Source organism: Embleya sp. NPDC008237 (assembly GCF_042956465.1).
GTDB lineage: Bacteria > Actinomycetota > Actinomycetes > Streptomycetales > Streptomycetaceae > Embleya.
Map to the genome: position 1 here is coordinate 57,598 of NZ_JBIBGL010000022.1, position 19,402 is coordinate 76,999.

Here is a 19,402-nt window from a genome sequence, read left to right on the forward strand (position 1 = left end):
ACGTCTGTGTCCCTCGTTCGCCGGACGCTTGCATCGAAGGTACTGACACCCGACGGCAGCCGAGGGCGAGCGCCCTGACGCGATGCGTGACCCTGTGACGGATGGGGACGGTGATTGCCTCCGTGCCTGCGACATCGGGGCGAGGCCGACGCGGGATACCGGGCTGCGGTAACAGGTGCCCACCGAGATGCCGGCACCGGCGAAGGCAACGTTGTCGGCACCGTCGAACTCACTGCCGCCCGGTGGTCGTCTGTCAGGGCCCCGCCGATCTCGATGTCGAGGTGGACGACGGAGCCCGGCTCCAGTCCGGCGCTCTGCGCAAGGGCCGTCGCCTGGCGTTCGCCGGCAGCACCATCCCGTTTAACCTCAGCGTGCCGGCCCTGGGTGGCGGCGGTGGGCCGCCTTCCCGCCGAGTGGCACTGTCCTTGACACGGGCTTAGGTTTTAATTGCGAGTCGCGTATGGGCGGCCGAATGTTCGCAATACGTCATGCCAGTGACCGGGGTACCGGCACAGGTTGTGCCACCGATTTCTCAACGCCGGTATCGGTTTCAACGGCGAATCGGGCCTTGCGGTAGGCACCCCCTCGAAGGGCGTACGCCTCTACCTGGTAGGCGGCTGGTTCCGCGTCTTCTCCTCCCCGGAGGAACCCTTCACGGGACACGCAGGTTCCTGACGAAAACGCGCGCCACGCCCCGGCATTCGAGCACACCGTCGACCCGTGCGTCTTCGCCGACGCGATCGCCACCGCCGGCTACCCGACGGCACCGAACCATGACGAAGCCCTCTCGCACACCATGCGAACCATCGAGGCCGACCGCCGAGCACTCCCGTCGCCGGCGTCTTGGCGGTGGGCCACCGCGGAATGGAAACACTCTCATGGCATACCAACTCGAAGATCTCGGACGGATCTTCCGCAACCAGCTGTACAACGTGCTCACGGGCGGGGACGGCAGTGTTCCGCCGGACAAGTCGAGTTTCATCACCTGGTGCATGCCGGGGCTGCCGTACCAGCCGGCGGACTTCACGTTCGCCGCACAGGGCATCGGCACCGGCCACACGGCCCAGGAGGACAAGCTCCTGCTCCAGCAGGCCTACAACTTCGCCGCGCTGATCGACTACATCCCGGACGTCACCTCCGCGTACTCCTCCGAGCGCCAGGAAGGCGTGTGGCGCAACGCGAGCGGTGCCCGTCTCAGCGAGATCTACGGGCAGATCCTCAAAGGTTCGAAGGTCATCGACGACGAGCTCACCGACGACCAGAAGCAGAAGCTGGAAAAGGCGCGCAGCCTGCTCCGCGTGACGCGCAAGGTCAAAGATCCCTTCACGGACGAGGAGACCGAGAAGACCGAAGACAGTCCGATGCTGAAGGCCTACAAAGCCGGTCAGACGGCCTACAACATGGCGAAGCTGGCCTACAACAACAAGCGCGTCGCCGCGCAGGCCGCCGTCGGTGAGGCCGGCAAGGCGGCGGTGATGGACTGGGCCTCCAACGCCCAGCTGTACGCCCAGATGGTGGCCTCCGCCGAGGACGACTGGGTCACGAGCGGCTACCGCAACGAGGTCGACCGGATTCGGGCGTACGTCGACCAGACCACCGAGAAGTCGATGCTGCTGTGGAAGCGCAACCTCGAGCAGTTCTACGACCAGGCCGTCACCAGCGCCCTCGGTCCGGGCACCAACTTCTACTACACGACGGTGGTCCCCGGTGACTTCGCCGAATCCAGCGGCTGGACCAACTACTCGATGTATCACCAGATGGTGGACTCCGCCAGCCGCTTCGACACCACCTCCTGGTCGGCGGGCGGCGGCGTCCGCTGGGGCCTGTGGAGCGCAAGCGGGGGAGTGACGTCCACGTCCAGCGACTTCAGCGCGAACTACCAGGTCGAAGACTTCGCTTTGTCCTTCGACATGACTCAGGTGCAGATCGTACGCCCCTGGTTCTACGCGGAATTCCTGGAGAACCGAGGCTGGACCCTGGTGCGGGGGCAGGGCTGGAACTATGACCAGATGCCGTCGGACGGCGGCAGTCCTCCGAGCGGCCGCTTCATCGGCTACCCGCTGCAGGCCCTGTTCATCAAGAACCTCACCATCCGCTCGGCGTCCTTCGCCAGCGCCTTCCAGTCGCACTCGAGCTCCGTGTCGGCCCAAGCCAGTGTGGGCTGGGGACCGTTCAGCGTCAACGGCAGCTACAGCCACGCCGAGTCCGACCAGCACTTCCACGCGGAGAACGACGGAACCACCATCACCGTGCCAGGCATGCAGATCATCGGTTTCGTCAACCATCTGCTCGGCAAGACGCCCAACCTCCTGGACGGCATCGACCCCGGGAAGCTCGTCTGAGGGCTACGGCTCCCCGTATCGCACAGCACACCACCGCAAAGGCGCCCCTCATGAACACCGTCACGGCGACCTCCGTCGACAGCTCCGCCCTTCTGGGGCTGGCGGCCCGCATGCAGCAACTATTCACCGACAGAGAGCATCTGGTCTCCGTACCGCTCACGCCGGTTGCCTATCGGGACTCCGATTTCCGGTTCGACGGAGCGCTGGACCTCGGCCAGGCTCGGGTACACGCCGAGTTCTCCGACCTCGTCAACCGGATCCCCACCCAGCCCGTGTGGTCGCCGGGGGACGCACCCCACCTGTGGGACATCTACGGTGAGGTGCTCGCCGCCGACCTCGCCGACAGCACGCTCACTCCGAACGAGCAGCAGCGATACCAGGCGGCCTCCGCCTACCTCTACACCGTGGGCGCCGGCGGGGCCTCCTCACCCTCGCCCGCCCTGAGCGACTACCGGGCGGCGCGGCAGGCGTGGCTCCAGGCCGACGCCGACTACCACCAGGGAGAACAGGCCGCCGCGATGTCCTCCGACCCCGCCGTCCGCGATCGCTGGACGCGCGAGCTGGAGCCCAGGCTTCGGCAAGTCCGGGACGATGCCATGGAGGCATGGCAGACGACCGGCCACAAGAGCCCGGTGGAGGACGCCGTCCGGGAGCTGTCGGAACTGGCGTTGAAGGCGCCCTCCAGCATCTGGAAGCGGCATCGCGACACCTTCAATCCCAACCTTCCCGATCAGTTTTCGACCTCCCCGAACGGCGTCCGTTACGCTCCCACCTTCTACACCCCGGCAGCCGCCCTCAGCCTGCCCTGGACTCGGGTCACCCTCGACCGCCAACTGCTGCTGACCCTGGCCTCCCAGGCTCCGCCGCAGCTCACGTCGACCCTGGGCGGCATCGACGACGCGGTGCAGTCCCTCGCCTTCGACTACCGGGTGGTGTCCCTGGTCCGCCCGTGGCTGGATCCGCCGTTGGAGCTGTTCGGCTCCCGGTCCTGGCGGCTGCCGCCGGGAACCACTCCACTGAGCGACGGGGGCAACCCCCCGCAGGGCCGCTGCCCGATATACGTGGAGTCCGTCGCCTTGGCCCGGAACCTCGATCTGACCCGGCGCGTCACCGACCCCATCGTCGTCAACCGGGGCGACACGGCCCTGAAGGGCACCTGGATCCTCGACCTCGACACCGGGGACCAGGGCGGTGACCTGTTCAGCGGAGACGTCTGGTGGGAATGGCTGACCGAGACCTCCGCACAGATGACCCCCGGCCGCCGATCGAGCATCGTCAACCTGGGCGTCGTCGACTTCGACACCCTCACCCTGGACCGGTTGGTCACGTTGACGTACGGCAACGTCCCCATCCCCGGGAACCCGGACGCCTCGAACCAGCTCGTCGACGGCGACGTGTTCGCCGTGATGACGAGCGAGGGCAACTTCGCCAAGGTCCTCGTGGTCAAGTACGGCTACAACATGCTGATCCGATGGGTGACCTATCGTTGGGGAGGTCCCAGCGAGGAACACAGCGTCACCACGCCGCAGGACACCTTCCTCGCCGCCTTCGTCTGCCGGCTGCTACCCAAGAGCCCGGACCCCGACCCCTCGCTGCCATGGTGACCGGGTCACCCGCCATCCACGGACTGGTCCTCCTGGGTACCGACCGGATCTATGCCGTGCACATGGCGACCTTCGCGGCCCCGTACGACTACCAGGCCGTGATGCGGGTGACAGGGAAAGCAGAGCAGTACCACGCCGCCCGGCAGCGATTCGGCACCTCTGCGGCGCTCACCGTCCTGCCGAATCCGGGTCTGTCGTTCGAGGACGCCACGAGAAAAGAAGGGTTCGCCGCCGAGCTGTTCCTCGGACACTTCGCGAAGGGCGGTGAACCGCTGGGACGGATGACCGTCCGGATCGGGAAGGTCCTGCAGCACAGGGCCCTCACCCCGCCGGGCCCGTCCGAAGCCGCCGCCTTGAGCTACGACCACTTCGGCGGTGTCGACATCTTCATGTCGCACCGGCTCACCGCACGGCCGGACTTCGATCAGGTGCTGACCGCGCAGCTCGTCTCCGACGATTTCTTCCCGGTCCTTCCTGCCCTGCAGGAACCGGAGCAGGTGGCCACAGTGACCCTCCCGGAGCGCCCGAACGACCTGACGGGAAGGCTCCGGCCCGGCGACCGGGTCAAGGCCGCCGACCGCGAACTCCGTATTCTGGCCGAGGTGTACCTGGAGGCCGACGACCTCGCATGACGAACGCGTCGGTGCGTTCACGGGTTTCCGATGGCGTCGACCGTGTCCGGATCGGAGCCCGAAACGTATCTCACCCAAACCAGCACCAGCACCAGCACCAAGAAGGCGACGGACAGAGCGCATATCGCCCACGAGCCACCAAGGGCAGCCGCAACCGCAAGTACGCCCTGCCCGATGAGTGCCGGAATCACGATCCACGGAGCAGTCGCACCGGAATCTTTGTCTCGGAACAGGCCGCGGATACCCAGGATATCGGCGAAGATGACGATTCCGGAGATCGCGAGAACCAGCGACGTCTCTCCTTCGCCCTCGTCGCTTCCCTCGAGGTGGTCGTTCGGCCCGACCCCCTCGGAGAAGAGAACGAACAAAGCGGCATACCACCCGAGAATAATAATTTGGACAATTAATCCCAAAGTTATTGTTCCCTTGGCCAGCCTGGATACGCGTTTCAATCTGACTCCTTGGCCGGGGGGATCGAGGAAGCGGCTACCTGGAGGATGACCTCATCCTCTGGTACCGGAGTGTCATGAGACCGCCGTCATCGGCCGCGATCGAGCACCACGTGCGAGTGTCGCCGGTGATGTAGACCACCCCTGGGTGGCAGCGCAGGCCACTACCGCGCGGGATCACGAGGGCGGCGGATCGCTCGGCGCGATGGTGCGCGGACCGCCGGTCGCAGTCGGGGCCGGTGTCCCAGCGCAGGCGGCTGGACGCCTGTCGGCGCGCCTTCCGGACCAGGTACGAAGGGGACCACCAGGTCTCGCGGTTGGACACATCGAGCGCGGCGTCCTGAAGGTCGACGAGAGCGTCGACATCATCGGCATCAGGCCCGACAAGACCACCGCCGCAATCACCGGCATCGAAATGCACGGCAGGATGCTGGACGAGGGCCACGCCGGCGAGCACGTAAGCGTGCTCCTGCGCGGCATCAAGCCCGAGGACGTCGAACGCGGCCGGTGCATCGTCAAGCCCGGCTCGGCCACCCCGCACACCGAATTCGAGGCCTCAACCCGGATCGAACGTTTGTCATACGGCAAACAAAAGCGGAGCACAGACGTCGCTCGCGCGCCGACACACCACGGACGACACCTTCGCCGACACCCTGACGTCTGCTTCGTCTTCGACGTCGAAAGAAGAGACAAGGTGGTCGGTGGGATTCGTTCATTAGGGTGAGACGCATGGACATGCGGAGGATCGTCGCGGTGCTGGCCGAGGAAGCCGAACAACAGATCCGGGACCGGACGTGGGAACTGACGCCGCGCGACCGCGACCTCGCCCTCAAGGCCGCGGCCGGCCTGCGCGACGTTGTCGGCCCCCCGGACGTCCAGGAGGCGTTGGCGCAGATCGACCGGCTCGAACACCTGCGGGAAACGCTCGCCGTCCTGGCGGTCACCCTCGCCCGCACTCACGGCCACATGGCCTGGTTCCTCTCCGGTGCCATCAACGCGCTCGAACCCATTCTGCGCTGGCGCGCCCTGCCCGCCGACCGCGGCGGCACCTTCGGCACCGTCCTCGCGAGTCCCGAGCAATACGCCGAGGCGGAGGATGCCGTCCGCCGACTCCATGACGCCCTGGCGCAGATCGCTGCCGAGCCGGTTGACCCCGGCAGCGTTCTCCCGAGTCGGCAGGCGGACGAGGCTTGAGTACGGATTCAGGCATGGATTGATGCGTCAAGTCGCGTGGCCACGGGGCCGCGACGAGCCCTCGCACCGGGTCGGGACGGCATGGTGGAATGCCGTCGCCACGCGGGGCCGCGGCGGGCGCGGCGCGCCACGGCACGACATAAGGAAGGATCGACACCGATGGCACGCGGTGCGCCGCGCCGGGAATCCATCGGGCCGGTAACCGGAGCGCGAGCGAGCCCGATCGGGGGCCGGGGCCGGAACCAGGGCCGGGAACGCGGCCGACCGCGTGAGGTATCGTCGACGGCATACCGCATCGCATGGCGGCCTCCTTCCTCGCAGCAAAGCCGTTCGGAGGTCCTTCATGCCTGCTCTCACCGTGCGCCCCTTTCATCGTGACGATCGCGACCAGTTGACCGAGCTCGTCAACGCGCATGTCGCCGCCGTGGTGCCCGGCGTGTCCGTGTCCGTCAATACCGTTCTCGGGCAACTCACCCGGCGCCCGGACGAGTTCATCACCGATCCGTGGGTGGCGGAGCGGGCCACCCTGGTCGCCGAACAGCACGGGGCCGTGATCGCCGCCGCGCATCTGCTGCGCTACCGCGACGACGCCGAGGTCGGCCCGGACCTTCGCGGCGCGGGCGAGATCGCCTGGTTCCTGCACCGCCCGCCGGCGTCGTTCCGGCCCGGCTCCGAGACGGCGGCGGATCAGCTCATGGCCGCGTGCCTGGCCCGGTTGGCGCGTTGGCACGTACGGGTCCGCTACGCCGACGGAACCCTGCCCGCGCCCGGGGTCTACGGCCTGCCCGACGCGTGGCCGCACGTGCGGGCGGCCTACGAGCGGGCCGGCTTTCGGCACACCGGCCACACCGAGGTGGTGCTGCTCGCCGAGGTCGCCGACCTGCCGGCGCCGCCCACCGAGCCGTCGGTGCCCCGACCGGCCGTGCGGCGCACGCTCGGCGAGTGCGGAACCCGACTGACGGCCCACCTCGACGGCCGCGCCCTCGGCTTCATCGAGGTGGACACCACCCTCGACCGGCCCGAACGCCTTGCCCGCAACGGAGGATTGGCCGACATCGGCAACCTCGTCGTCGAACCGGACCACGGCTTCGAAGGGTTGGCGGACTGGCTCCTGGCCCAGGCGGCCCGGTGGCTCCGCCTGGCCGGGGTCGACCGCGTGCTCGCCTACGAGTCGGCCGACGACGCGGACGCGATCGGGCGACTGACCGCCGCCGGCTTCCGCGAACTGACCCGTACCGACCGAGGGTGGGAGCACCGGCAGGGCTGACGCGGCGAGAATCCGGGCGGGGGCGTCCCCGTCCGGATCCGCCGACCGGTAACACGAACCCGCGGACGCGCCCGGAGTACGCGCTTGCTCCCGACCTCCCGACCTCCCGTCGCCACAACCCGGGCAGCACTGGAACACTTGGACGCGGCCCGGGCCCACCAAGGCCCCTACGACACGACCGGCGAGGCACGCGGCGCCGCGCGATCCACCAACCGCCACCACGCGCCGTCCGGCCCGACGCGAATCGGCCGCGCCGGACACGGCTGTCGGCGGCCGGCGAGCCGCGTCCCACTCGGTGGACGTCGGGCCACGCCGGAACCTCCCCGGCCCTCGCGGGCACACCCCCATTCGGCCGAACGGGCCCGCAGGGCCTCCGCCCCGCGTGGTCCCCGGCGTCGGCACGATGTCCCCACGGCAGCGGGCGGCGTGCGGATGCAATCCCCGGACGGCGGTAGTTGCATGGACGGCGACCGGTGTCCGACGCCAAGGAGGTCGACATGCACATCCTGCGTGCGGTGGAGAACGAGGAGACCCGGTGGTGGCACGCGACGGCCCGCCGAGACATCGCCCTGTGCGGCGTCGCGCTGCCCGCCGAGGCCGGCGGCGCACCCGACGAAACCCTCGCCGAGCTGCTGTGTCCCCCCTGCATGTCCGCGATCGCCCGGGGCATCGCAGGAGGCGACACCACCAGGCCGGCCCGCGCCGAGACGGCGGACACCTGACGCGACACGGCAAGGTCCGACGTCGCTCGGTACGACCGGCGCGCCGATCGTGGGCGATCCGAGCGCACCCGATCTGCGCCTCCGCCCTCGTCCGAAAGCGTGGACGGCGCATCGCCCGGGCCTTCCGGTGCCGGCGTCCTTCCGTCGGAATCGACTCCCGTCGGGTTCCTCCCGACCGAATCCGACCGGATCGATCTCGACCCTGTCGGTGATGATCTTGGATGTGCGTTCGGCTGCCGAGAGTTCGCCAGGGCTTCGACCGGGCACCGCATTCTCTTCTGCCGGAAGGTCCGGAAGGCCGGAAGACGGTGGGTGGTCTCGGGTATGAAGGGTTCGAGTCGATGAGCGACCGATGTACCGTGCGGCAGGAGCGCCACCACGTACGGTTGTTCCGCCTCCCGACCGACAACCGATACGAACGGGCAGCCCACTGTGACGACTTGCGAGAACACGCCATGACCTCACCCACCCTGGCCGTCGTGAGCGGAGGCCCCGGCACCGGCAAGACCACCCTCGCCCATGCCCTCGCCCGGGAGCTCGGATGCCCCGCGATCATCCGGGACGAGATCAAGCAGGGCCTGGTCATGTCCACCCCCGGCCACCGGAGCGGCGGCGGCGACCCGCTCAACCACCCGACGCTGGACGCGTTCTTCGGTGTACTGAACGTGCTCCTCCGGGCCGGGGTGACGACCGTGGCCGAAGCCGCCTTCCAGGACCGAGTGTGGCGCCCGAACCTGGAGCCGCTCGCAAAGGTCGCGCACATCCGGGTCATCCGCTGCGTCACGCCCGCCACGATCGCGCACGACCGCATCGTCCGGCGCGCCGAGGAGAACGCGCACCGAGCCGCGCACGGCGATCGCGACCTGCTCGACGCGATCGCCGCCGGAAGGCATTCGCTGGACTCCTTCGTACCGATCTCACTCGACGTCCCCACTCTCACGGTGGACACCGCCGGCGGCTATACCCCGACCATCGGGGACATCGCCGCCTTCGTACGGGCAGACGTTCCGGACGGAGCCCCCGCGGGCACGGATGGCCCGCCCGCCGCGCGGGCGGCACAATGATCGCCGGACCGCCGATACCTCGCGCACCAGGCTGTCCGGATCATCCGGAAGGCCGCCGGCGCCGTCGACGAGGTCACCCGGGCGCGTAGGCGAGACAGGGCGGCGAGCGTACAGGAAGGACCGACTCGTTCTCTTCCGGGCTGGACGCGCCGCCGCGGTCGGGGCACGGACGGGCCCGTGTATCCCTACCGGCGCGGTCGTGCCGAAATCGGCGGTGCCCTGCACGCGGGTTTTACTGCATGTCCGCGCCGACCGGGTGAGCCGACGACGAGCCCGTTCGACGGACCCCGGGAGAGACGCGTTTCCCCCCGGGTACCGATCGTCACCGGACTCGGACGAGATGACCGCCGCGCACCGGGAAAGCGCCGCCTGCCTCGACTTCGTCGACCAGGAACAGCCTGTCGTCCTGCGGTTCCTGCGGCGCCGTCGACGCGCAGCGGCATCAGGGCGCGTTCGAACGGGCGCCGATCAGGTCCTCGCACTTGGCCCGGTGAGTGCGGCCCCGGACATGTGGGCTTCGGGTCGGTCGGGGTGGCGCTCGCCGGTCAGAGCCAGCCCTTTCGGGTTGCGTAGAGGGCGAGTTGGAAGCGGGTCGTGGCGCCGGCGCCGGCGTTGAGTTGTTCGAGGTTGCGCGACAGGGTACGGCGGCTGATGCCGAGCAGTTCGGCGATGGCCTCGTCGGTCAGGCCGCCGGCGAGCAGTTCGAGGATGCGGCGGTGCAGGGGTCGCAGCGTCGTCGGGACGCGGCCGTGGCGGTGCAGCGGGAATGCCGAACGCCAGGAGGTCTCGAACAGGCCGATCAGCGCCGACAGCAGGCTCGACGAGCGAACGATGAGGATCGAGTCGTTGATGTCGGCCTCGACGAACGACATCGACACCAGGGCCTGGCGTCGATCGAAAATCGTCAGCTTCACGGGGACGGTGGGCAGTACCCGGGCCTGTTCGCCGGCGGCGATGCACGGCTGGATGTTGCACGTGTAGTAATGGTTGTCCTCCACGGCGGACTTCGAGTAGACGATGCGGTATTCGACGCCGTGGGCGAGGTTGTGTTCCTCCGTCTCGTTGGCGACGCCTCCGGTGTGGTAGGGCGGCGAGTCGAAGCGCAGCACCTCGGATCTCGCGGCGCCCTCCGCCTGGTGGATGCGCTCTTCGATCCTCGCTCCGGTGAGCACCTCGACCAGTTCGTCCGTGGCGGACTGCGGGTGCACGGAGCGCCGATATCCGCGGTAGGCGTCGATCGCCGCCAGTTGGGCTTGGCGCAGTTCCGCCGAGCGTGTGTGCGCGAGGCGTTCGATGCCGATGCTCGGCTCGATCGGCACGACGGCCGCCGGGGTGGGCCCGCCGGCGGAGACCAGGCCCAGGTCGACGAGGTGGTCCACGGACTCCTCCACGTCGTCGAGGTCGAGGCCCAGGCGGGCGGCCACCTCCGCCGGTGCGATCGGCCCGGTGCGGAGCAGGGCCAGGTAGAGCAGGGTCTCGCGTTTTCCCAGACCGAGGCGGGTCAGGTGGGTCGTGAGTTCCTCGTCGCGCATGGCCGTCCTCTTCGCCTTCCGCTCGGAGCGATGCTCCTGGTGGGCCGATACGGTGCCCGATCCGTTCGTCCTGTGCTTGCCTCCGCCGGGGCGTTGTTTCTCGTCGCGCGGACAGGATGCCCGATCCGGGAAAAGCATGGCAGGACGGCGAACCGGTTGGCGCGGTCCGCCCATTCGTGTCACTGGCGAACCTGTGCCGCCGCGAGCCCGGATCGGGAGTAGACCTACGCATCCCGAATGTCGTGGGCCTCGACGTCCTTCTTTTTGGAGTGGATGTGCGCACACCTGTCCGAAAGTCGACCGCGGTCGTCGTCTCGGCGATCCTCCTTCCGTTCCTCGCCGTTCAGCAGTCCCACGCCGGCAACGTCCCCCCGAACGCGGGCGACTCCGCCGCCCGCCCGGCGGCGGGTCGCCACATCGTGGTGTTCAAGGACACGACTCTGTCACCGGACGCGATCCGAGCGCGGTCCGCCCACCTCGTCCGGGCGTACGGAGGCACGATCGTACGCACGCACGGATCGGCCCTCGCCGGTTTCACGGCCGACCTCGGTGCCGAGCAGGCGCGCCGGATCGCGGCGGATCCGCAGGTGGCCTACGTGGAACCGGACGCCCACGCACACACCTCCGCGTCCACCCGGACCGATCCCCCCTCCTGGGGACCGGACCGGGTGGATCAACGCGACCTGCCCCTCGACCACGCACACACCCCGGCGTCCACCCAGACCGATCCCCCCTCCTGGGGACTGGACCGGGTGGATCAGCGCGACCTGCCCCTCGACCACGCGTACACCTACCCGAGCACGGCGAGCGCGGTGACGGTGTACGTCGTGGACAGCGGCATTCGCACCTCGCACAGCCAGTTCGAGCAACGCGCGAGCGTCGGAGTCGACGAGGTCGGGGACGGTCGTGCCGGCCAGGACTGTTTCGGGCACGGCACCCACGTGGCCGGCACCATCGGCGGCCGGGACTACGGGGTGGCCAAAGGTGTCCACCTGGTTTCCGTGCGAGTGCTCGACTGCAAGGACAGCGCGAGTACTTCGAACATCATCGCCGCCGCCGACTGGATCACCGCGCACGCCGTGAAGCCGGCCGTGGTGAACATGAGCATCAACGGTTCGCGCAGCCGCAGCGAGGAGACGGCGATCCACAACTCGATAGCCTCGGGCATCACCTGGGTCGTCTCCTCCGGGAACGACGGCGCGGACGCGTGCCGCAACACGCCGGGCGCGATCGCACCGGCCATCGTGGTCAACAACGCCGACTCCCGCGATCGACGACGCAGCAGTTCCGACTACGGCTCCTGCACGGACCTTTTCGCCCCCGGAACGGGCATCGAGTCGGCCTGGTACACCGGCGACACGGCCACGAACACCAAGACCGGCACCTCGCAGGCGGCGCCGCACGTGACCGGCGCCGCCGCCCTGTGGCTGTCCCGACACCCCACGGCCACACCCGCCGACGTCGAACGCGCGCTGATCGCCGACGCCACCCCCGACAAGATCACCGACGCCCGCTCCGGAACACCCAACCGCCTGCTTCACATCGACCCTTCGACCGCCTCGACGGCCTCTGCCGCTTCGAGTGCGTCGACACGCTGATCCGGTGTGCAGGCCCGCGCCCCGGCGGGCGCCCCCTCGACCCACCGCCCGCGACCCCCCGGGCCGAACGCCGCGCCGACTCGTCGGCACCTGCACCCGTACCCGTCCACCGCGGCTCACCTCGCCGCCACCGCCCACCGTCCTTCGAGGAGGTCCCCCGATGCGGATCACACGCGTCCCGGCCACGCTGGGGTTTCCCGCGCTGGCCCTACTGGTCGCCGCCACCGCTTCGCTCTCGCCCACCGCGAATGCCGCCGATCGGCACGCGGCAACTCCGGCCGCCGCGATGTCGTCGGCCGTACCCAGGTTCGACCACGTGGTGATCGTGCTGTTCGAGAACACCAACTACGAAACCATCAAAGGCAGTTCCAAGGCCCCCTACTTCAACGCCCTGGCCGCGCAGGGCACGTTGTTCACCAACTCGTTCGGCATCACCCACCCCAGCCAGCCGAACTACATCGGACTGTTCTCCGGCTCGCAGCACGGGGTGACCGGCGACTCCTGCACCGACCTGACCGGAGACAACCTCGGGCAACAACTCGCCGCGGCGGGCAAGACGTTCAAGGCGTACTCGGAAGGTTTGCCCAGCGCCGGTTCCAGGACCTGCTCGAGCGGCAAGTACCGTCGAAAGCACGCTCCCTGGGCCAGTTTTTCCGGCACCGCGGGAGCGGGCACCCACGTCCCGTTCTCCGCCTTCCCGTCGGACTACTCCAAGCTCCCGGACGTGTCGTTCGTGGTACCGGACATGTGCAACGACATGCACGACTGCTCGACCGGCACCGGCGACACCTGGCTCGAGCGCAACCTCGACGGCTACGTCCGGTGGGCCAAGACCCACAACAGCCTGCTGATCACCACCTTCGACGAGGACGACTTCCGCTCCGTCAACCAGATCCACACCGTCTTCGTCGGCCAGAACGTCAAGGCCGGCTACCAATCCCCGACCCAGATCAACCACTACGGCGTCCTGCGCACCCTGGAGGACATGCACGGCCTGCCGCCGCTGGGCGAGGCGGCCCGCAAGACCGCCGTGACCGACGCCTGGGGCGCCGCGGCCGGACCGGTCATCACCGCCCCCGGGAACCAAAGCGCCGCCGCAGGCACCGCGACCACGCTGCAACTGTCCGCCTCCGGCGGCAGCGCGCCCTACACCTGGGCCGCCACCGGGTTGCCCGCCGGCCTGACGCTCGACCCGGCCCTGGGCCGGGTGTCGGGCACCCCGACCACGCCCGGCACCGCGTCGGTCACCGTGACCGCCCAGGACGCCGCAGGAGCCCTCGCGACCACGTCGTTCACCTGGACGGTACGCCCCTCCGGCAGCGGATCCGTGCTGTTCGACGACGACTTCGAAGCGGATCGGGGTTGGAAGGTGAACGCCTCCGGAACCGACACCGCGACGTCCGGAGCCTGGGAACGCGGCGATCCCGACGAGACACGCTCGACATACGGCCCCAAGCAGGTCAAGCAGTTGGGGACGACCGTCTCCGGCACCAACGCATTGTCCACCGGGGCCCGGGCCGGCGCCGAGTACGGCGCCAACGACTTGGACGCGGGCGTGAGTTCGGTGCGCTCTCCGGCGATCACGTTGCCCGCGGGCGCGACCGCGCCGAACCTGCGGTTCTCGTACAGCGTGGCCACCGGCGACAACTCCGGGGCCGATGACCACTTCCGCGTCCGGGTGCTCGACGACACCCGGGCCACGACCGTGTTCGAACGCGCCGGCACGGCGACCGAGGTCGCCGGTATGTGGCAGGTCGTGAACGTTGACCTGTCGGCCTTCGCGGGCCGGACCGTCCGGGTGGAGATCGAAGCCGCCGACCTCGGCGCCGTCAGCCTCTTCGAGGCACAGGTCGACGACGTCACGATCACCGGCTGACCACCGCCCCTCTCGATCGGTGCGGTGGCCGACTCTTCCCCCTCGGTCACCGCATCCCGGTCCCCGCTCCCACTCGTCCACCGAGAAGGGCAACGCACCGTGTACCTCTCGACCATCGACCGACCGGCCCGGGACGCCCCGCGCGTGCGCCGACCCCGCCGCCGCGCCCGGTCGCGTCGCGGGCGGGTCGGAATCGGCCCCAACGTGCTCGCGCTCGGCGCCGTGAGCCTGTTGACCGACGTCTCCTCGGAGATGGTCACCGCCGTCCTGCCGCTGTACTTCGTCCTTGCGCTGAACCTCGGCCCGGCCGCCTACGGCGTCATGGACGGCCTCCACACCGGGGCCACCGCACTGTTGCGCCTGGTCGGCGGCTATGTCGCCGACCGCACCCGACGGCACAAACGGGTCGCCGGCGTCGGCTACGCGATGTCCGCGGTGGCCAAACTGGGTTTCCTCGGCGCAGGTACCTCCGGGTCCGCGCTCGGCGCGGTGATCGTGGCGGACCGGGCCGGCAAGGGACTGCGGTCGGCACCGCGTGACGCCCTGATCACCCTGTCCACCCCCGAGCCCCTGCTCGGCCGGGCCTTCGGCGTCCACCGCGCCATGGACAGCGCGGGCGCCTTCCTCGGCCCCCTTGCCGCACTGGGCGTGCTGTCGGTCGTGGGCGCGACGACACCGGCCGCGTTCGACGCCCTGTTCGTGACCAGCTTCTGCTTCGCGTGTGCCGGCCTCCTGACCCTGGCCCTGTTCACCCACGACCACCACGAGGAACGCCCCTGCGCGGATCCCGTCACCACCCGCGCCGCCGTCGCGCTGCTGAGATCGGCGCGAGTGCGCGGGCTGGTGTGCGCGGCCGGGATGCTCGGACTGGCCACCATCGGCGACGGCTTCGTCTACCTCGTCCTGATGGACCGCCAGGGATTCTCGGCGGGCTGGTTCCCGCTGTACGCGGTGGGCACCAACCTCGTCTACCTGACCCTCGCGGCACCGTTCGGCGCGCTCGCGGACCGCTGGGGTCGCAAGCGCACCCTGTTGGGCGGCTACCTGTCGCTGGGCATGGGCTACCTCCTGTTGTTCGGTCCGCTGCCCGGCACTTGGACCACCGCCCTCGTGCTCGTGTGCCTGGGGACGTTCTACGCCGCCGGCGACGGCGTCCTGATGGCACTCGCCGCACCGGTGCTACCGGCCGCGCTGCGCACGACCGGACTCGCGCTCGTGCAAACCGCCCAAGCCCTCGCCTATCTCCTCTCGTCGGTCGCCTTCGGCTTCGCGTGGGTGACCTGGGGACCCGCGGCCGCGACCAGGGGCGCCGCCGCGGCCGTGCTCGCGGCGATCACCGTCACGGCGGTCGTACTCACGGCGCCCACCCTCACTCCCACTCCCGAGGAGGCCGTGGGATGAATCCACGCCTGCGCATCCCGCTCGCGGTCGTCGGCTTCGTCTCGCTCGTAGCGGTCGCGACCTCGGCGATCGGCTCCGCCGCCGGGCCGGCCCGGCGGACCGCGAGCGCCGGCACCCCGGGCGCGGTCTCCCTCGTCCCGGGTCCGCACCTGATCGCGCGCAGCCTCGCGCACGACAGCCGCGACCATCTGGTCTCGGTCGCGGCGAACGACCCTCGTGGCAGTCGCACCGTGTCGACGACCTCGTGTGCGCGGCTGTACGCGTCCGCCGGCACCGGGATCTGCTTGCGGTTGGACGGCGGCCTGAGGACCTTCGAAGCCGTCGTCCTGGGTCCGGACCTGGGCCGGCGGCGCGCGCTCCCGCTGGTCGGCGTGCCCAACCGAGCCCAGGTCTCGCCCAGTGGTCGCATGGTCGCCTGGACGGTCTTCGTCACCGGCGACTCGTACAACGGCGGCCGCTTCTCCACCCGGGTCGGCATCCTCGACACCCGCACCGGGGATCTGGTCTCGACCCTGGAAGACTGGTCGGTGCGCGTCGACGACAGGCCCTACGAAGCCGCGGATCTCAATTTCTGGGGCGTCACGTTCACCCGGGACGACGGGCACTTCTACGCCACCATGTCCACCGCCGGACGGCGCTACCTCGTCCACGGCGACCTGGCGACGCACACGCTCCGCACCGTCCGGGAGAACGTCGAGTGCCCCTCCCTGTCACCGGACGGGACCAGACTGGCCTTCAAATCCGCCGTGGACGGCGACCCACGACACGGCTGGCGCCTGTCGGTCCTGAACCTGACCACCGACACGGTGACCCCACTCGCCGAAACCCGCTCGGTCGACGACCAGGCCACCTGGATCGACGCGCGAACGGTGGCCTACGCGGTGGCGCGCGGGCGCGGCCACGCCGACGTCTGGCAGGTCCCCGCGGACGGGTCCGGCGTCCCCACCCTCGCGATCCCCGACGCCGACTCCCCCGCCGCGCTCGCCCCACCCGAGGCCTCGGAGGAAAAACCCGCGGCGTGACCGAACCCGCATTCGGCCTCTCCTCGGAGAACGCCGCCTCCGACCGGCCCGGTCCGCGCTGCCGTCCACCGCGCGGACCGGGCCGCCCTTTGCCCCCGCACGGCGGGAACCACCGCGCCCCAACGCGCCTCGCGCCCCCATCGCCGCGTTCCCGTCCGCCGGCCGGATCGACCGGCCGAGCGATGCGGTTCGTGTCGGCGGTGGGGTCGTCGGTCCACACTCGCCCGTGCCGGCGCGGGCGGGCCTGGACGGGGATGCTCGGCAGCGCCGGTCTCGTCGCTTGGTTCCTTGACTCCGTCACGTGACCTTCGGCGATTTCTGCGGACCATCCAGTCGCCTGGCCACGGTGTCGAGCGTCGGCCAGGGAGGACCTTCGCGCAGCAGGCGCAGGAGTTCCTCTCCGAATCGTCTCCCGTTCGGAAACTGGTCGCCGAGCTTGCAACGCCACGCGGCGACCATCGCGATGACGAGTTGCCGGCACTCGTCCAGCAGCTCTTGGTCGACGTTCGGGTAGTGCGCGCGGACCGTCTCGGGAACATGGGCGAGGTCGAACTCGACGGGTCCGCGGCAGCACGTCTCGAGGTCGATGAACAACGGGCCGTTCCTCGTGCCGAGCACATTGCCCGGATGCGGCTCGCCGTGGAGCAGCTGCTCCACGGCGCCGCGGTCGTCGATCGCTCGTCGCAGGCCGGCCAGCGTGCCGCCGAGGAAGACGCGGTCCGCGTCGGCGAGTTCCGGCGAGTGATCGGGGTCGGCGACGATTTCCTCCGCCTGCGTGATCCGGTCCGTGAACCTCGGGGTCTGTACATCGACCTCGCGCATGCCGGCGTGCAGCCGCTCCAGCGCTTTGGCGTAGTCGACTGGCGGGGTGTGAGGTGTCACGGGCTCGTAGTAGGTCCACAGCGTCACCGCGAAGCCATCGCGCGTGTACACACGCGGGTCCGCCCGAGGCTCCAAGGGGCACACCGGGCATCCGACCTCGGCGAGCCGTTGAGCGAGTTCGACTTCGAAGTGTGCAACCTCGTGTCCCACACGGGCGATTCGGGCAAGGACGTCGCACGGCGTCAGCCGCAGTGTCAGCTTGTTCGAGTTCTGGAGAATCATCGCGTCGTCGGCCGGCAGGTCGAGCGATGCGGCGACGGAAATCGCGGCCGCGATCGCACGCGTGACGTCGCTCATCTCCACCCTCGAATCCTGTCATGGACGAGGGAGGGCGCTGCCGGTCGGCGTGCCTCGGCACAGTGACCCAGGCCACTCACCTTCGACGACGCACCGAACAACTCCGCAGCCCGGACCCCGCCACCCGCCACGACGCGATCCGCATGGCCCGGGACCTGATCGTGTCCTGGCGAGGCGACCACCGCGAACTCGTCCTGCTGATCGCGCACTGCCTGCTGCCACACGACGCGTACACCGCTGCCGCAGCGGCCGAAACCCTCCAAGCCCTGGCACCGGTCGCCGAACCCGCCCGCGAAGCCCTCGCCGCGTACGTCACCGCACAACGCACCACCCACGGACCCGACGCATGGGCGCATCCGCACCCACTGCTGCGCCGCGCCCATCAGGAAGCCGTCATGGCACTCGCACGCCTGGGGGACGTACGAGCGGTGCCCTCACTGCTGACGGCACTGGACGACGATGTGGACGCCTGGCGCGCCGAACAGGTCGCCGCACATCTGCGCCTGGCCGCCGACGAACTGGTGCCGCGGCTGATCCGCCGCCTCGCCGACATCGACGTCGCGCGGCAACGGTCCGCCATGAGCGCGGGCGCCGTCGTCTGCGCCCTGGCCGAGTTGGGCGATGCGGCGGCCGTCGATGTCATCACCGACTTCGCCGGCGCCGCGGTCCGCCACGAGCAGTGGAGCACCGCGGCCTCGGCCTTGGACGCGCTCGCGTCAGTCCCAGCGATTCCGGCTGGATGCTGTCCCGCTTCGCGCGGATGAAGTCTCCCAACGGCGTACCCATGAGGCGAGCGTACGACGGTGTCGGCGGGCTGTGGAGGGCTCAGGCAGGCCCTGCGGGGGCCGGCCTGAACGCGGTCTGGTTGCTCTCCCGATGCCACGTGATCGTGGTGGGCATGGACAACACCGAGCACAGGTTGCTGATCATCGTCGGAAGCGTTCGGGACGCGAGGTTCGGCCCGGTGGTGGCCTCGTGGGTCGCCGAACAGGCCGCCGCCCACGGCGGCTTCGAGGTGGACGTCGTCGATCCGGCCGAGATCGACATCCCACTGGCGCTGCCCGCCGCGTCCCCGAAGTACGCGGGCGACGACTACCCCCGCCCGGCCGGGATGGCGGCGCTGACGTCGGCGCTGGAGGACGCCGACGCGTTCATCGTGGTGACGCCCGAGTACAACCACAGCTACCCCGCCTCGTTGAAGGCGGCCATCGACTGGCACTTCACGCAGTGGACGGCCAAGCCCGTCGCCTTCGTCAGCTACGGCGGCGCGGCGGGCGGGCGACACGCGGTCCTGCACCTGGAGAACGTGTCGACCGAGCTGCACGCGGTCACCGTGCGCGACGGCCTCGCCTTCCCGAACTACTTCACCGCGTGGCAGGACGGCCGGCCGCTGGACGCCGCCGCGCCGGGGTACGCCAAGACCCTCCTCGATCAACTGTCCTGGTGGGCGGGCGCACTCCGCGCAGCACGCGAGGCCGCTCCGTACCCGGCGTAAGCGCGGCGGCCATGGCGTACGCGCC

16 protein-coding genes and 2 pseudogenes are annotated in these 19,402 nt (G+C 69.8%); 13 read left to right on the forward strand and 5 right to left on the reverse strand.

What is annotated here, in order from left to right; translation table 11 throughout:
• The first annotated feature begins 878 nt into the window (after window positions 1–878).
• The 3 genes from ACFZBU_RS40975 to ACFZBU_RS40985 are packed head-to-tail and all read left to right on the forward strand — an operon-like array spanning window position 879 to window position 4,578.
• Window positions 879–2,342, forward strand: coding sequence for a hypothetical protein (locus tag ACFZBU_RS40975; RefSeq protein WP_391588870.1), 1,464 nt, complete (start codon window positions 879–881; stop codon window positions 2,340–2,342).
• Between the two features lie 50 nt (window positions 2,343–2,392).
• Complete coding sequence (locus ACFZBU_RS40980) at window positions 2,393–3,946, forward strand: hypothetical protein (protein ID WP_391588871.1); 1,554 nt, start codon at window positions 2,393–2,395, stop codon at window positions 3,944–3,946.
• Complete coding sequence (locus ACFZBU_RS40985) at window positions 3,940–4,578, forward strand: hypothetical protein (protein ID WP_391588872.1); 639 nt, start codon at window positions 3,940–3,942, stop codon at window positions 4,576–4,578. The genes ACFZBU_RS40980 and ACFZBU_RS40985 overlap by 7 nt, the downstream gene beginning before the upstream one ends.
• A gap of 17 nt (window positions 4,579–4,595) precedes the next feature.
• Here ACFZBU_RS40985 and ACFZBU_RS40990 read toward each other — a convergent pair whose 3' ends face one another.
• Window positions 4,596–5,030, reverse strand: coding sequence for a hypothetical protein (locus ACFZBU_RS40990; protein ID WP_391588873.1), 435 nt, complete (start codon window positions 5,028–5,030; stop codon window positions 4,596–4,598).
• 307 nt (window positions 5,031–5,337) lie between these two features.
• Here ACFZBU_RS40990 and ACFZBU_RS40995 point away from each other — a divergent pair.
• The 5 genes and pseudogenes from ACFZBU_RS40995 to ACFZBU_RS41015 form a co-directional block, all read left to right on the forward strand.
• Window positions 5,338–5,595: pseudogene (locus tag ACFZBU_RS40995) on the forward strand (EF-Tu/IF-2/RF-3 family GTPase); the annotation flags it as partial.
• A gap of 161 nt (window positions 5,596–5,756) precedes the next feature.
• Entirely contained in the window at window positions 5,757–6,221 is a 465-nt protein-coding gene (locus tag ACFZBU_RS41000; RefSeq protein WP_391588874.1) for a hypothetical protein, read from the forward strand.
• Window positions 6,222–6,564: 343 nt separating this feature from the next.
• Entirely contained in the window at window positions 6,565–7,488 is a 924-nt protein-coding gene (locus tag ACFZBU_RS41005) for a GNAT family N-acetyltransferase (RefSeq protein ID WP_391588875.1), read from the forward strand.
• Between the two features lie 473 nt (window positions 7,489–7,961).
• Window positions 7,962–8,210 carry a hypothetical protein gene (locus tag ACFZBU_RS41010; RefSeq protein WP_391588876.1) on the forward strand — a complete coding sequence of 83 codons (249 nt, stop codon included), beginning with the start codon at window positions 7,962–7,964 and terminating at the stop codon, window positions 8,208–8,210.
• Window positions 8,211–8,665: 455 nt separating this feature from the next.
• Window positions 8,666–9,274 carry an AAA family ATPase gene (locus ACFZBU_RS41015; RefSeq protein WP_391588877.1) on the forward strand — a complete coding sequence of 203 codons (609 nt, stop codon included), beginning with the start codon at window positions 8,666–8,668 and terminating at the stop codon, window positions 9,272–9,274.
• 545 nt (window positions 9,275–9,819) lie between these two features.
• On the opposite strand, the gene ACFZBU_RS41020 is transcribed toward ACFZBU_RS41015, so the two are convergent.
• Window positions 9,820–10,806: a helix-turn-helix domain-containing protein gene (locus ACFZBU_RS41020; RefSeq protein WP_391588878.1), complete on the reverse strand. Its 987-nt coding sequence runs from the start codon at window positions 10,804–10,806 to the stop codon at window positions 9,820–9,822.
• A 275-nt stretch (window positions 10,807–11,081) separates the two neighbouring features.
• On the opposite strand from ACFZBU_RS41020, the gene ACFZBU_RS41025 reads away from it, so the two are divergent.
• The 4 genes from ACFZBU_RS41025 (at window position 11,082) to ACFZBU_RS41040 (ending at window position 16,703) form a co-directional block, all read left to right on the forward strand.
• On the forward strand, window positions 11,082–12,404 hold the full coding sequence (locus ACFZBU_RS41025) for a S8 family peptidase (protein ID WP_391588879.1): 1,323 nt from the start codon (window positions 11,082–11,084) through the stop codon (window positions 12,402–12,404).
• Window positions 12,405–12,564: 160 nt separating this feature from the next.
• Window positions 12,565–14,280 (forward strand): alkaline phosphatase family protein, encoded by a 1,716-nt coding sequence (locus tag ACFZBU_RS41030; protein WP_391588880.1) that lies wholly within the window; start codon window positions 12,565–12,567, stop codon window positions 14,278–14,280.
• A gap of 99 nt (window positions 14,281–14,379) precedes the next feature.
• Window positions 14,380–15,681 carry an MFS transporter gene (locus ACFZBU_RS41035; protein WP_391588881.1) on the forward strand — a complete coding sequence of 434 codons (1,302 nt, stop codon included), beginning with the start codon at window positions 14,380–14,382 and terminating at the stop codon, window positions 15,679–15,681.
• Complete coding sequence (locus ACFZBU_RS41040; RefSeq protein ID WP_391588882.1) at window positions 15,678–16,703, forward strand: TolB family protein; 1,026 nt, start codon at window positions 15,678–15,680, stop codon at window positions 16,701–16,703. The genes ACFZBU_RS41035 and ACFZBU_RS41040 overlap by 4 nt, the downstream gene beginning before the upstream one ends.
• Window positions 16,704–17,000: 297 nt before the next feature.
• Here ACFZBU_RS41040 and ACFZBU_RS41045 read toward each other — a convergent pair whose 3' ends face one another.
• The 3 genes and pseudogenes from ACFZBU_RS41045 to ACFZBU_RS41055 all read right to left on the reverse strand — a co-directional run.
• Window positions 17,001–17,882, reverse strand: a complete 882-nt coding sequence (locus ACFZBU_RS41045) for a phosphotransferase (protein ID WP_391588883.1) — start codon at window positions 17,880–17,882, stop codon at window positions 17,001–17,003.
• A 434-nt stretch (window positions 17,883–18,316) separates the two neighbouring features.
• Window positions 18,317–18,556 carry a hypothetical protein gene (locus ACFZBU_RS41050; protein WP_391588884.1) on the reverse strand — a complete coding sequence of 80 codons (240 nt, stop codon included), beginning with the start codon at window positions 18,554–18,556 and terminating at the stop codon, window positions 18,317–18,319.
• 19 nt (window positions 18,557–18,575) lie between these two features.
• Window positions 18,576–18,668, reverse strand: a pseudogene (locus tag ACFZBU_RS41055) (transcriptional regulator); the annotation flags it as partial.
• Between the two features lie 112 nt (window positions 18,669–18,780).
• On the opposite strand from ACFZBU_RS41055, the gene ACFZBU_RS41060 reads away from it, so the two are divergent.
• Window positions 18,781–19,377 carry an NADPH-dependent FMN reductase gene (locus tag ACFZBU_RS41060; RefSeq protein ID WP_391588950.1) on the forward strand — a complete coding sequence of 199 codons (597 nt, stop codon included), beginning with the start codon at window positions 18,781–18,783 and terminating at the stop codon, window positions 19,375–19,377.
• Window positions 19,378–19,402 lie beyond the last annotated feature (25 nt).